This is a genomic window from Corynebacterium meridianum, assembly GCF_016342265.1.
GTDB lineage: Bacteria > Actinomycetota > Actinomycetes > Mycobacteriales > Mycobacteriaceae > Corynebacterium > Corynebacterium meridianum.
Genome location: NZ_JAEIOS010000009.1, coordinates 173,065 through 186,687, shown reverse-complemented (window position 1 = coordinate 186,687; position 13,623 = coordinate 173,065). Strand labels below are relative to the sequence as shown.

The 13,623-nt window shown below is 65.2% G+C and carries 15 protein-coding genes; 13 read left to right on the top strand and 2 right to left on the bottom strand.

Annotated elements, in window-relative coordinates:
• Positions 1–422 precede the first annotated feature (422 nt).
• The 11 genes from atpB (at position 423) to JDV75_RS11845 (ending at position 9,479) form a co-directional block, all read left to right on the top strand.
• The gene (gene atpB / locus JDV75_RS00890; RefSeq protein ID WP_198737651.1) at positions 423–1,235 is read left to right on the top strand and encodes a F0F1 ATP synthase subunit A; all 813 of its coding nucleotides are present in this window, start codon (positions 423–425) and stop codon (positions 1,233–1,235) included.
• 171 nt (positions 1,236–1,406) lie between these two features.
• Positions 1,407–1,646 (top strand): ATP synthase F0 subunit C, encoded by a 240-nt coding sequence (locus JDV75_RS00885; RefSeq protein WP_198737374.1) that lies wholly within the window; start codon positions 1,407–1,409, stop codon positions 1,644–1,646.
• 49 nt (positions 1,647–1,695) lie between these two features.
• Positions 1,696–2,274 (top strand): F0F1 ATP synthase subunit B, encoded by a 579-nt coding sequence (locus tag JDV75_RS00880; protein WP_198735645.1) that lies wholly within the window; start codon positions 1,696–1,698, stop codon positions 2,272–2,274.
• A gap of 5 nt (positions 2,275–2,279) precedes the next feature.
• Positions 2,280–3,098 carry a F0F1 ATP synthase subunit delta gene (locus tag JDV75_RS00875; protein WP_198737373.1) on the top strand — a complete coding sequence of 273 codons (819 nt, stop codon included), beginning with the start codon at positions 2,280–2,282 and terminating at the stop codon, positions 3,096–3,098.
• 69 nt (positions 3,099–3,167) lie between these two features.
• Positions 3,168–4,811, top strand: coding sequence for a F0F1 ATP synthase subunit alpha (atpA, locus tag JDV75_RS00870; RefSeq protein WP_198737650.1), 1,644 nt, complete (start codon positions 3,168–3,170; stop codon positions 4,809–4,811).
• 52 nt (positions 4,812–4,863) lie between these two features.
• Positions 4,864–5,844 (top strand): F0F1 ATP synthase subunit gamma, encoded by a 981-nt coding sequence (locus JDV75_RS00865; protein ID WP_198737372.1) that lies wholly within the window; start codon positions 4,864–4,866, stop codon positions 5,842–5,844.
• A 3-nt stretch (positions 5,845–5,847) separates the two neighbouring features.
• The gene (gene atpD, locus JDV75_RS00860) at positions 5,848–7,293 is read left to right on the top strand and encodes a F0F1 ATP synthase subunit beta (RefSeq protein WP_198735648.1); all 1,446 of its coding nucleotides are present in this window, start codon (positions 5,848–5,850) and stop codon (positions 7,291–7,293) included.
• Positions 7,294–7,306: 13 nt separating this feature from the next.
• Positions 7,307–7,678, top strand: a complete 372-nt coding sequence (locus JDV75_RS00855; protein WP_198737371.1) for a F0F1 ATP synthase subunit epsilon — start codon at positions 7,307–7,309, stop codon at positions 7,676–7,678.
• 308 nt (positions 7,679–7,986) lie between these two features.
• A complete protein-coding gene (locus JDV75_RS00850) occupies positions 7,987–8,421 on the top strand; it encodes a DUF2550 domain-containing protein (protein ID WP_248096968.1) in 435 nt (144 codons plus the stop codon).
• A gap of 51 nt (positions 8,422–8,472) precedes the next feature.
• Entirely contained in the window at positions 8,473–9,168 is a 696-nt protein-coding gene (gene nucS / locus JDV75_RS00845; RefSeq protein ID WP_198737370.1) for an endonuclease NucS, read from the top strand.
• Positions 9,168–9,479 (top strand): hypothetical protein, encoded by a 312-nt coding sequence (locus JDV75_RS11845; RefSeq protein WP_232958044.1) that lies wholly within the window; start codon positions 9,168–9,170, stop codon positions 9,477–9,479. Before nucS ends, JDV75_RS11845 begins: the two co-directional genes overlap by 1 nt.
• On the opposite strand, the gene mce is transcribed toward JDV75_RS11845, so the two are convergent.
• Positions 9,476–9,928 (bottom strand): methylmalonyl-CoA epimerase, encoded by a 453-nt coding sequence (mce, locus tag JDV75_RS00840; RefSeq protein WP_198737369.1) that lies wholly within the window; start codon positions 9,926–9,928, stop codon positions 9,476–9,478. The genes JDV75_RS11845 and mce overlap by 4 nt on opposite strands.
• Positions 9,929–10,007: 79 nt before the next feature.
• Between mce and JDV75_RS00835 the strand changes: the two genes are divergently transcribed.
• Both JDV75_RS00835 and JDV75_RS00830 read left to right on the top strand, forming a co-directional pair.
• Positions 10,008–10,334, top strand: a complete 327-nt coding sequence (locus JDV75_RS00835) for a thiamine-binding protein (protein ID WP_198737368.1) — start codon at positions 10,008–10,010, stop codon at positions 10,332–10,334.
• Complete coding sequence (locus JDV75_RS00830) at positions 10,331–11,260, top strand: tetratricopeptide repeat protein (protein WP_198737367.1); 930 nt, start codon at positions 10,331–10,333, stop codon at positions 11,258–11,260. Before JDV75_RS00835 ends, JDV75_RS00830 begins: the two co-directional genes overlap by 4 nt.
• Positions 11,261–11,351: 91 nt before the next feature.
• On the opposite strand, the gene glgB is transcribed toward JDV75_RS00830, so the two are convergent.
• Positions 11,352–13,553: a 1,4-alpha-glucan branching protein GlgB gene (gene glgB, locus JDV75_RS00825; protein WP_198737366.1), complete on the bottom strand. Its 2,202-nt coding sequence runs from the start codon at positions 13,551–13,553 to the stop codon at positions 11,352–11,354.
• Between the last annotated feature and the right edge of the window lie 70 nt (positions 13,554–13,623).

Genomic DNA, 13,623 nt, shown 5'->3' with positions numbered 1-13,623 from the left:
TGGTGGACGAGCCCGGATCTCACACCGGAAGGTTCGTGAAATCACCCCCGGTAACGCCCCGAACCATGCGTGTGACAGAGCTTACAGGTGAATGTTTTCGCCGCTGAACCGGTGTGCCGTACCCGTGTTTCCGGGGGGCATCAGCCACCCCCGGGGCATTCTTCGGTAAACGTACCCGGCACCTGATAGTCTGATCGCGGGTCCACGGAGCCGCTGTGCTGACATGCAATCGTCCGCACTGTCGCGCCACTCTCCGGGTGACGCGTCGACTGACGGGGCCCCAGTGATCACCGCGATGATGTGCGACGGAGTCCGCGGTCGGTCCAGGTATTTTTCAGACGTCCATCGCACCGCACCCAGAAGCAGAAACGTCGGGTGCGGCCCGAACACGGGAGAGAACGCTGAGCGTTATGACACTGTCCATGAAGGGTGAGTTCCACAAGCCCGACCTGGACCAAGAAATTTTCCCGGGGTACGTGGATGAGCACGGGAATGTCGTGAACCTCTGGTTCCACGACTTCCTCAACGGCGCATTCGCACTCGACCGTCTGATGTTCGTCCGCCTGCTTATGGCGGTTCTTCTCGTCATCTTCTTCGCGGTAGCCATGCGGAATCCCAAGCTGATTCCGTCCCGGCTGCAGAGCGTCGGGGAGATGGGCCTTGATTTCGTCCGGCTCCACATCGCCGAGGAGATCCTCGGCAAGCAGGAGGGTCGTCGCTTTCTGCCGTTGCTGACGGCCATCTTCTTCACCGTCTTCGCGATGAACCTGCCGTCCGTGGTGCCGGGCCTGAACATTTCCCCGAATGCTCGAATCGGTATGCCGCTGACGCTGGCGATCGTCGGCTACATCGCGTTCATCTACGCCGGTGTGAAGCGTTACGGCTTCTTCAAGTACGTGAAGTGCTCGACGGTGGTTCCTAATCTTCCGCCGGCACTCCACCTGCTGACGATCCCGATCGAGTTCTTCTCGACGTTCGTCATGCGGCCGGCCACGCTGACACTGCGTCTCATGGCCAACATGCTCGCTGGTCACCTCATTCTGGTTCTGTTGTTCTCCGCCACGAACTTCTTCTTCTGGCAGCTGAATGGCTGGACCGTCCTGAGTGGTGTGACCCTCCTTGCCGGAGTCGCGTTCACCTTGTTCGAGCTGCTGGTCATCTTCCTGCAGGCGTACATCTTCGCGCTCCTCTGTGCCGTCTACATCGAACTGTCGTTGCACGCGGACGAACACTGACAACCCCGCCGCCCTCGGGCGGCGGGTGGTCCGTGGTTCCGGGTATCCGGTACGACGGACCGGCACCGGCCCAGGCCGGGGCGAAAAAACGGTCAACTGAATACCCCATCATCACCACCTCGCCCGGAAGAAACTGAACCTTCCCGGCTCAAGAAAGGGAACGACACACCAATGAACGAGATCATCCTCGCGCAGGAAGCCGCCACCTCCTTCTCCGGTTTTGGCGCCATCGGCTACGGCCTCGCCGCGATCGGCCCCGGCATCGGCATCGGCATCCTGGTCGGTAAGACCCTCGAGGGCATGGCCCGCCAGCCCGAGATGGCCGGACAGCTGCGTACCACCATGTTCCTGGGTATCGCCTTCGTGGAGGCCCTCGCCCTCATCGGCCTCGTCGCCGGCTTCTTGTTCTGATCCACTGAACAGCGAAGAACCACGCCGACAACGAAAGCTGTGAGGACCTATGACTAACCACCTTTACCACCTTGCCGAAGGTGGCGCGGAGCACGGAAATCTGCCGCTGAGCGGCCAGATTTCGCCGCTGTTCCCGTTCACCTACGACATGGTCTGGTCGGCGCTGTGCTTCATTGTCATCCTGATCGGCTTCTGGAAGTTCGTTCTTCCGAAGGCCCGCGAAGTGCTCGTCGAGCGTGAGGACCGCATCAAGGGCGGAATCCAGCGCGCCGAGGCCGCGCAGGCGGAAGCCAAGGCCGCCCTCGAGAAGTACAACGCCCAGCTCGCTGAGGCCCGTGCTGAGGCCGCGCAGATCCGCGAGGACGCGCGCACCAAGGGCAAGCAGATCATCGAAGACATGAAGACCCAGGCCACCGAAGAAAGCAACCGAATCATCGAGTCCGGTGAGAAGCAGCTGATGGCTCAGCGTGAGCAGGTCATCACCGAACTGCGCCGCGAGATGGGACAGAACTCGATCAACCTGGCCGAGCGTCTGCTCGGCGAGCAGCTCGGCGACAACGTCAAGCGCTCCGGGACGATCGACACGTTCCTCTCCGATCTCGACACCGTGGCCCCGGCAGGAAAGTGAGCGACATGCACGCAGCGAGCCGCGAGGCATTGGCGAAGGCGACGCGCAATCTGGACACCATCCTGTCCGGCCAGGGCAACGCCGTGGCCACCGCCGCACAGACCGGAACCGAGCTTTTCGACGTCGTCGAGATCCTCGACGGCGACCGCGCCCTGCGTGTCGCTGCAGCGGAGGTATCCAACCCCGCCGAGCAGCGCGTGGGCCTAGTGCGGGAGGTGTTCGGCGGCAAGATCTCCGACACCACTCTCAGGGTCCTCGTGGATGCGGTTGAACTGACCTGGTCGACCCCCCGTGAGATGCGTGAGGGACTGATCGAACTCGGCCGCCGCGCACTGTTGGAGTCGGCGCGTAGTCAGGGGCAGCTGGAACAGGTCGAGGACGAGCTTTTCCGGCTCTCCCGCATCCTGACCGACCAGCCCCGGCTCACCCAGCTCCTCGATGACCGTACGGCGACAGCCGACGCGAAGCGTGGACTGCTGGCGAGTGTCCTGTACGGCAAGGTCACCCCGGTGACCGAGGCGCTGGCACTCCAGGCGATCACGCGACGCGACCACGGTCCCGTCCAGGACATCGCGGCGTTGAGTGCGCTGGCCGCCGACATGCAGAACCGGACGGTCGCCCACGTGGTCGCCGCGACCCAGCTCACTGCGGAGCAGGAGCAGGGCCTGAAGGACAAGCTGGGCACGATCTACGGTCGTGAGATGTCCATCCACTCTGAGGTTGACCCCAGCCTCCTCGGTGGTGTGGTCGTCCGCGTCGGTTCGGAAGTCATCGACGGTTCCACTTCGGGCAAGCTCGAACGCCTGCGGTCGAAACTGCCGTGACCGGCGCCGACTACGACCAGGAGAACTAGACAAATAATGCTGGAAGAAACAACCGAGAGCAGGAAGAACATGGCGGAGCTGACGATCTCCTCCGACGAGATCCGTAGCGCGATTGAGAATTACACCTCGAGCTACTCCCCGGAGGCCTCCCGTGAGGAGGTCGGCGTGGTCATTTCGGCGGCTGACGGTATCGCCCAGGTTTCGGGCCTTCCGTCAGTGATGACGAATGAGCTGCTCGAGTTCCCGGGCGGCGTCATCGGCGTCGCGCAGAACCTCGACACCGACCGCGTCGGTGTGGTGGTCCTGGGCAACTACGAGAGTCTCAAAGAGGGCGACGAAGTTAAGCGGACGGGAGAAGTGCTGTCCATCCCGGTCGGTGACAAGTTCCTCGGCCGCGTGATCAACCCCCTGGGTGAGCCCATCGACGGCATGGGTGCCATCGAAGCTGAAGAGGACCGCGTCCTCGAGCTTCAGGCGCCCTCGGTGCTGCAGCGTCAGCCCGTCGAGGAGCCCCTCCAGACCGGTATCAAGGCCATCGACGCGATGACCCCGATCGGTCGCGGTCAGCGTCAGCTGATCATCGGCGACCGTAAGACCGGCAAGACCGCGGTCTGCCTGGACACCATCCTCAACCAGAAGGCGAACTGGGAGTCCGGCGACGAGAAGAAGCAGGTTCGCTGCATCTACGTCGCCATCGGCCAGAAGGGTTCCACGATCGCCGGAATCCGGAAGACCCTCGAGGAGCACGGCGCTCTGGAGTACACGACGATCGTCGCCGCTCCGGCCTCCGACTCCGCGGGCTTCAAGTGGCTCGCTCCCTTCGCCGGTGCCGCCCTGGGGCAGCACTGGATGTACAACAACAAGCACGTCCTGGTCATCTACGACGACCTGACGAAGCAGGCCGAGGCATACCGTGCCATCTCCCTGCTGCTGCGCCGCCCGCCGGGCCGCGAGGCCTACCCGGGTGACGTCTTCTACCTGCACTCCCGTCTGCTGGAGCGTGCCGCGAAGCTGTCCGACGACATGGGCGCAGGCTCGATGACGGCACTGCCGATCATCGAGACCAAGGCCAACGACGTCTCGGCCTTCATCCCGACCAACGTCATCTCCATCACCGACGGTCAGGTGTTCCTCGAGTCGGACCTGTTCAACCAGGGTGTCCGCCCGGCCATCAACGTCGGTGTCTCCGTTTCCCGTGTCGGTGGCGCCGCACAGACCAAGGGCATGAAGAAGGTGTCCGGTTCGCTGCGTCTGGACCTCGCCTCCTACCGTGACCTGGAGGCCTTCGCGGCCTTCGCGTCCGACCTGGATCCGGCGTCCAAGCGCCAGCTGGAACGCGGTCAGCGTCTCGTCGAGCTGCTCAAGCAGTCCGAGAACAACCCGATGGCCGTCGAGGACCAGATGGTCTCCATCTGGCTCGCAGGCGAGGGCCACCTCGACAACGTTCCCGTCGAGGACGTCCGCCGCTTCGAGACTGAGCTCCACGAGTACCTGCACGGCAACGCCAGCGAGGTCTACGACCAGATCGCCGGCGGAGCAGCGTTCTCCGACGAGTCCAAGGAGACCCTGGTCTCCGCGACCGAGGACTTCAAGCGCACCTTCCAGACCACGGACGGTACCCCGGTCATCAACGAACCCGAGGTCGAGGCGTTGGCAGAGGGCGATCTGAAGAAGAACAAGATCACCGTCTCCCGCAAGTCAGCCAAGAAGTAGGGTCGTGACACGCACCATGACCGTCCAAGGAAAAGAAGGGAGGCGATAGACCATGGCCAATCTTCGTGAACTCCGTTCCCGCATCAAGTCGGTGAACTCGACCAAGAAGATCACCAAGGCCCAGGAGCTCATCGCCACCTCGCGAATCACGAAGGCCCAGCAGCGGGTCGAGGCTTCGATGCCGTACGCCGAGGAGATCCACAGTGTGATCGAACGCCTCGCGTCCGCCACCGAACTCGACCACGCGATGCTCCGTGAGCGCGAGAACGGACGTCGGGCCGCTATTCTCGTGGTGACCAGTGACCGTGGCATGTGCGGCGGCTACAACTACAACGTCTTCAAGAAGGCCGCGGAGCTCCGTGGCATGCTGGAGGACAAGGGCTACGAAGTTGTCCTGTACGTCTCCGGCAACAAGGGCCTGAGCTACTACCGTTTCCGTGGCGAGGACATCGCCGGAGCGTGGACCGGATTCTCGCAGGATCCGGGATACAAGGAGACCCACGGTATGCGCAGGCACCTGATCGACGGTTTCGTCGCAGGTTCCTCCGGTACCGCGAAGTGGCGTGAGGGGCTGTCGACGGCGGAGGGTGAGCCCATCCAGGGCTTCGACCAGCTGCACGTCGTGTACACCGAGTTCGAGTCCATGCTGACCCAGAACGCGCGGGCGCACCAGCTCCTCCCGATCGAGCCGATCATCGAGCTCGATCACATCGACACCGGGGAAGACATGCTCGCCTCGTCCTCCAATGAGATCGAGGCGGACTACGACTTCGAACCCAGCGCAGAGGAACTGCTCGACGCACTGCTTCCGCAGTACGTCTCACGCGGCCTCTACGCCATGCTCCTCGAAGCCGCGGCCAGCGAGTCCGCGTCCCGACGTACCGCCATGAAGTCTGCGACCGACAACGCCAACGAGCTGGTCAAGGACCTCTCGCGCGTGGCCAACCAGGCCCGTCAGGCACAGATCACCCAGGAAATCACAGAGATCGTCGGTGGCGCGGGAGCGCTCGCCGAAAGCGGAGAAAGTGACTAGATTATGACTACAGCTCTCCAAGAGCAGAACACACAGCAGGCGTCCACCGCCGGCCGTGTCGTGCGCGTCATCGGTCCGGTCGTCGACGTGGAATTCCCGCGCGGCGAGCTTCCGGCCCTGTACAACGCACTGACTGTCGAGATCAAGCTCGAGGCAGTCGCCAAGACCATCACGCTCGAGGTCGCCCAGTACCTGGGTGACAACCTCCTGCGTACCATCTCGATGGCGCCGACCGACGGACTCGTCCGCGGCCAGGAGGTCACCGACCTCGGCCGCCCGATCTCCGTTCCCGTCGGTGACGTCGTCAAGGGCCACGTCTTCAACGCCCTCGGCGACTGCCTCGACGAGCCCGGCCTCGGCCGTGACGGCGAGCAGTGGGGCATCCACCGTGACCCGCCGCCCTTCGACCAGCTCGAGGGCAAGACCGAGATCCTCGAGACCGGCATCAAGGTCATCGACCTGCTGACCCCGTACGTCAAGGGCGGAAAGATCGGCCTGTTCGGCGGCGCCGGCGTCGGCAAGACCGTTCTCATCCAGGAGATGATCACCCGTATCGCGCGTGAGTTCTCCGGTACGTCCGTGTTCGCGGGCGTCGGTGAGCGTACCCGTGAGGGCACCGACCTCTTCCTCGAGATGGAGGAAATGGGGGTTCTCCAGGACACCGCGCTGGTGTTCGGCCAGATGGACGAGCCGCCGGGAGTCCGTATGCGCGTCGCGCTGTCCGGTCTGACGATGGCGGAGTACTTCCGCGACGTCCAGCACCAGGACGTGCTGCTGTTCATCGACAACATCTTCCGTTTCACCCAGGCCGGCTCCGAGGTCTCGACCCTGCTGGGTCGTATGCCCTCCGCCGTGGGTTACCAGCCCACCCTGGCTGACGAGATGGGTGTGCTCCAGGAGCGCATCACCTCGACGAAGGGACGCTCGATCACGTCTCTGCAGGCCGTCTACGTGCCCGCCGACGACTACACCGACCCGGCTCCGGCGACCACCTTCGCCCACCTCGACGCAACCACCGAGCTTGACCGCTCGATCGCCTCGAAGGGCATCTACCCGGCCGTGAACCCGCTGACCTCAACGTCGCGGATCCTCGAGCCCGGCATCGTGGGTGAGCGGCACTACAACGTCGCGCAGCGTGTGATCAACATCCTGCAGAAGAACAAGGAACTCCAGGACATCATCGCCATCCTCGGTATGGACGAGCTGTCCGAGGAGGACAAGATCACCGTCCAGCGTGCCCGTCGCTTGGAGCGCTTCCTCGGCCAGAACTTCTTCGTCGCGGAGAAGTTCACCGGCATCCCCGGCTCCTACGTGCCGCTGGAGGACACCATCGTGGCCTTCGAACGCATCTGCCGGGGCGACTTCGACCACTACCCGGAGCAGGCATTCAACGGCCTGGGTGGACTGGACGACGTCGAGGCCGCGTACCAGAAGATGAACGAAAAGTAGAAGGGCGGGTCTCATGGCTGAAATCGCCGCTGAACTGGTCGCCGTGGAACGGAAACTGTGGTCCGGCAACGCCACGATCGTCACGGCCCAGACCACCGAGGGTGAGATCGGCGTACTCGCCGGTCACGAGCCGATGCTCGGTCAACTGATCGAGAACGGTGTCGTGACCATCCGCCCGGCCGAGGGCGATCGTCTCGTCGCGGCCGTCCAGGGTGGGTTCATCTCCGTGTCCAAGGACAAGGTCACCATCCTCGCGGACTACGCCGAATGGGCGTCCGAGGTCGACACCGCCGCCGCGGAGATCGCCCTCAACGAGGACGACCACGACTCCAGGGCACGCGCTGAAGCCGGTCTGCGGGCCGTCCGACGGAGTCAGGAGGGCTAGCCGGTCTTCGCGCTGCCGTCAATCAACGATGGCCTGTTCCGGGGAACCAGAAAACGGTTCCCCGGAACAGGCCATTTTTCGTCCAGGTGTTTGTGGCCGTATCACCCACCCGGTCTCCGCGGCCCCGCCCGGAGTGTGGTTTTATCCCCGGTGAACAGCTGTTTTCTTGCGGTGGGGACCCCCGTGGGGAAAAGTTCGTTGATCAGACGTGCCAGGGGTAGGATCACAGAAAAGCGGTGCACCAGGTGTCAGCGTCGCTGGTATTCCGGGGATGTGCCGCCGCACCTTGAATGATGAGGGAGTGATCGGTGGAGTTTTTCTGGTACGGGCTGTCCACGTCACTGTGTGTCCTGATGGTACTCGTGGGATGGCGTTTTCTGCGGGTGCGTGCGACCGGGGCCGGGATTCTTCTCCGGAAACTCCCGGCGAGCGGTGTCCACGGATGGCGTCACGGCGCACTCCGCTACTCGGGCTCCGGGCTGGAGTTCTACAAGCTCCGTTCCGTCTCCCCCGCAGCGGACATCCGTTTCCCCCGTACCGGGGCGGAGGTCACCGGGCGCCGTGACCCGGCCGCAGGTGAGAGAGCCTTCATGCCCGCCAGCGTACGCATCGTCGAGCTGACGGTGGATGGTGGACGCTACGAACTGGCCCTCGACGGGCACGGTGAGACGGCGCTGACGTCCTGGATAGAATCCGCGCCCAGCGCCCGACAGGAGCGTCGGTTTCGACCGCTCGACCGGTGACCGGTGCGGGTCGCGTCCGTCGGTCGGACCGGGCACGCTAAACTACGTGGAATGCGACTCGTCATAGCCCGTTGTGCCGTCGACTACATAGGACGGCTGGAGGCACACCTCCCGTCCGCCGACAGACTGCTCCTCGTCAAGGCCGACGGCTCGGTGTCGGTCCACGCCGATGACCGCGCCTATAAGCCGTTGAACTGGATGACCCCACCCTGCACCCTTCGCGAGGAATCCGTGGCGGTCGATGTCGACGAGGACGACGCCGGGCGCACGCTCTGGATCGTGGAGAACTCCAAGGGGGAACAGCTCCGGATCACCATCGAGGAGATCCACTCCGACGTCACCCACGAGCTGGGACAGGACCCCGGCCTGATCAAGGACGGCGTGGAGGCCCACCTCCAGGAGCTTCTCGCCGAACAGATCACAACCCTCGGTGACGGGTACACCCTCGTCCGCCGTGAGTACCCCACGGCCATCGGACCCGTCGACATCCTCTGCCGGGACGCCGCCGGCGAGGCTGTGGCGGTGGAGATCAAGCGTCGCGGCGAGATCGACGGTGTCGAGCAGTTGACCCGGTACCTGGACTTGCTCAACAGGGACGAGCTCCTCGCACCGGTTCGCGGAGTTTTCGCCGCGCAACAGATCAAACCACAGGCCCGTACCCTCGCCGAGGACCGCGGCATCCGGTGCGTGGTTCTCGACTACCAGGCACTGCGTGGCACCGAGTCGGCTGAGCTACGGCTCTTCTGATGCCCCGGCGCAACCATTCGAGGCGAGGGCACCGAGCGGGGCGCTCCAACCCGCAGGCACCCAGGTCACTGCCGAGGGACGGTGCGGTCTATTACGGCACCCAGGAGATGCCCGGGCCGTCGTACACCGGTGGGGCGCCGCATCTCGTGCGGAGGATCGGATCGAGCAGGGCGAGCAAATTCTACGTCTGTCCCGGGTGCAACCAGAACATACCGCCGGGAGTCGCACACATTGTCGCGTGGCCGCGGAATTTCGGGCGCGGCGCCGATGACCGGCGGCACTGGCACCGGCACTGCTGGGAGCGCCGTTAGTCGGCCGCGGGCTCGGTGAGCTCGAGGAGGACACCACCGGCATCCTTCGGGTGGACGAAGTTGATCCTCGCGCCACCGGTACCGCGCTTCGGCTCCGGGTAGAGGAGCCGGACGCCGCTGCCGCGGAGGTGCTCACACAGCGCGTCCATGTTGCTGGTGCGCAGGCACATCTGCTGCAGTCCCGGCCCCTTCTTCTCCAGGAACTTCGCGATGGTGGAGGACTCATTCAGCGGTGCGAGGAGCTGGATGACACCGGCGGTCGGTGCGTGGTCTGCGGGACCGACCATAGCCTCGACGACCCCCTGCTCCTCGTTCGTCTCCTGGTGGAGGTTCACCCAGCCGAAGGCGCTCCGGTAGAACTCGAGAGCCGCATCCAGGTCAGGGACCGCGATGCCGACGTGATCGAGGCAGGTGACGTACTCATGGGGAATATCGATGGGATTGTTCATGCCCGCGATTTTACTCCCGTCACGGGCCGCCCGGGCCTTGTTCGGACGGATACCGGGAGCACTTCGGTAGCCTGGATCCATGATCGTCGCATTCTCAGTTGCCCCCACCGAAACGCCCGGCAGTAAGGCGGAGATGGCCGACGCCGTCGCCGAAGCCGTCCGGGTCGTCCGCGCCTCCGGCCTGCCCAACGAGACCAACGCCATGTTCACCCTCATCGAGGGTGAATGGGACGAGGTCATGGACGTGGTCAAGCGCGCCACCGAGGCCGTCGTCGCTGTCTCTCCGCGGGTCGGGCTGGTTCTCAAGGCCGACATCCGACCGGGCTACACTGGTCAGCTGACCGCCAAGGTCGACGCCGTGAACCGGCGCCTGGCCGCAGCCGAGCAAAAGGAGAACGGACTATGACCACTCCCGAACGTTTCACCGCCGGAGCCGTGGATCTGGGCGAGATCAAGGCCCGGGCGGAGGCCCGCTCCCAGGCGCAGTCCCGGGGAGGGGACACCGGGGGAGGGGTACCCACCTCCTTCACCGTCACCCGGTCGAACATCGAGATCGAGGTCATCGAGCGATCGATGCAGGTCCCGGTCGTCCTGCTCATCGGCTCGGATGAGGTCGAATCCTCCCGGCAGCTGCGCACCGACCTGACGGATCTCGCGGCGGCCGCCGGCCACGACTGGCTGTTCGGGTACATCGACGCACAGGCCGCGCCTGAACTGGCACAGATCTTCGGTGCGACGGCGCTGCCGACCGTCATCGCCATCGCCGGTGGGCGCCCGCTCGCGGATTTCCAGGGCGGCCAGCCGCAGTCCGCACTGCAGGAGTGGACCGCCGCCGTGGTCGGGGCCTGTGCCGGGAAGCTCCAGGGGCTCCCGCAGCAGAGCGGCACCGGGGAATCCGCCGACGATGAGGATCCGGGGGACCCGCGCTTCGCTCCGGCGGAGGACGCCATGGCACAGGGTGATTTCGACGCGGCCATCGCCGTCTACGACGACATCCTGGCGAAGGAACCCGCGAACACGGACGCGAAACTGGCGCGCGACAACGCCCGTCTGCTCAAGCGCCTGTCCGGGGCGGATCCCGCGGTGGACGCCGTCGCTGAGGCCGACGCGGACCCCTCCGACATCGACAAGGCCTTCGCGGCCGCGGACGCGACCATCGCCGCGGGCGATCCGGAACCCGCCTTCGATCGGCTCATCACCTTGCTCGCCTCGAACACGGGCGACCGCAAAGCCGCGGTCAAGGAGCGGCTGCTGGAACTCTTCGCGCTGTTCGCCACCGATGATCCCCGGGTCATCGCGGCCCGGGGCCGGATGGCCAGTGCCCTGTTCTGAACGATCGATCAGTCAATGACCCGGTGCCCCGTGCGACCCCTGTCATCAGGGGACTGCACGGGGCACCGGGTCATGTGGTGGAGCCGGTTGATCAGCCGCGGAGGCGGTACCACTGGGTCGACATCGCCGGCACATGCAGAGTCACCGAGTGTGGCTTGCCGTCCCAGCCGTAGTCGTCGGCGTGGACGACCGCGCTGAGGTCGTTGCCGGCACCGGCGTAGTCCGCCGAGTCGGTGTTGAGCACGAGCTCCCAGTCACCGCCGACCGGCAGCCCGAAGGTGTAGGACAGCTGACTGGTGCCGCCGAGGTTGCTGACGCAGAGCAGTTCCTCGCCGCCGGCGCCGTGGCGGAGGAACGCGAGGATGTTGTTCTCCGCGTCGTCGGCCTTCACCCAGTCGAACCCGTCGCCGGTGAAGTCCCGGGTGTAGAGGGCCGGTTCATCGACGTAGCGGTGGTTCATGTCCCGCACCAGGTCGCGGACGCCGGTGTGGTACTCGCCCTCCCAGCCGAAGAGGTTGCCCCAGTCGAGGGAGCGGCTCTCCGACCACTCGGAGGTCTGCGCCCACTCGAGGCCCTGGAACAGCAGCTGCTTGCCCGGGTGCGCCCACATGTAGGCGAGTAGCGTCCGCGCACCGGCGGCCTTGTTCCAGGAATCACCGGGCATCCGCTCCCACAGAGAGCCCTTGCCGTGGACGACCTCGTCGTGGCTGATCGGCAGGATGAACTTCTCGGAGAACGCGTACACCAGGGAGAACGTGATCTCGTTGTGGTGCCAGCTGCGGTTGATCGGGTCCTCACCGAAGTAGCGCAGGGTGTCGTTCATCCACCCCATGTTCCATTTCATGGAGAACCCGAGTCCGCCCTCGGTGGTCGGTGCGGTCACACCCGGCCAGGACGTGGACTCCTCGGCGATGGTCAGTGCACCCGGGTGGTGCCTGTGCACGGTAGCGTTCATCTCCTGGAGGAACTGCACCGCCTCCAGGTGCTCGCGGCCACCGTGGATGTTCGGCAGCCACTCGCCCTCCTTGCGGGAGTAGTCGAGGTACAGCATCGAGGCGACGGCGTCGACCCGCAGGCCGTCGATGTGGAATTCCTCCAGCCAGTAGAGTGCATTGGCCACCAGGAAGTTGCGGACCTCCGGGCGGCCGAAGTCGAAGACGCAGGTGCCCCAGTCGAGCTGCTCGCCGCGCCGCCAGTCAGGGTGCTCGTAGAGAGCTGAGCCGTCGAACCGGGCGAGAGCCCACTCATCCTTGGGGAAGTGCGCCGGAACCCAGTCGACGAGGACACCGATGCCGCGGGCGTGGAAGGCGTCGACCAGTGCCCGGAACTCGTCCGCGGTACCCCACCTTGAGGAGGGTGCGTAGTAGCCGGTGACCTGGTAGCCCCAGGAGCCTCCGAAGGGATGCTCTGCGACCGGCATGAACTCGACGTGCGTGTAGCCCATGTCGACGACGTAGTCGACCAGTTCATCCGCAAGTTCTGCGTAGCTCAGGCCGTACTTCCAGGAACCGAGGTGCACCTCGTAGATGCTCATGGGGGACGCGTCCCAGTCGGTCGAGTCGCGCTGCTCGAGCCACCCCGAGTCGCGCCACCGATAGTCCGATTCGGCCACGATGGAACCCGTGGCGGGCGGTGCCTCGGTCAGCCGTGCCATCGGATCCGCCTTGTCGAGGCGGGTGCCGTCGTGCGTGTGGATCGCGAACTTGTACACCTCGCCGGCGTACACGCCGGGAACGAACACCTCCCACACGCCGGAGGATCCGAGGGCGCGCATCGGCGTCTGGGACGGGTTCCAGCCGTTGAAGTCGCCGATGACGGCGACGCCCGCCGCGTTGGGTGCCCACACCGCGAAGGAGGTGCCGATGACGGTGCCGAGAACGGTGTCATAGCGGCGGACCCGGGCGCCGAGCACCTCCCAGAGACGTTCGTGACGTCCCTCGTTGATCAGGTGGATGTCGGTCTCCCCGAGTGTCGGGAGGAAACAGTAGCCGTCGGCACGGGTCACCGTGGCACCGCCCGACCAGGTGATGATCAGCTCGTAGGCGACCGAGTTGGTGTCCGGGAGGGCGGCGACGTAGACGTCGTCGCCGATGGGCTGCATGTCGACGGGTTCGCGCCCCTCCACGTGCAGCTGGACCCGTTCAGCTCCGATCTGGCGGGTCCGGACCACGGAGCCGGACTCGGTGTGGTGCCAGCCGTAAACGCCGTGGGGGTCGTGGTGGCGGCAGGTCGAGAGCAGCTGCCAGTCGCCGTCGGCGATGAGGAGTCGTTCGGGAACGTTCGGGGAGTTCATGGCGGTGTCCTTAAAGGTGGGTTGACTGTGGCGCGGGGCTGACGTGTCGACGCCCGGGGCGGCGGCTGCT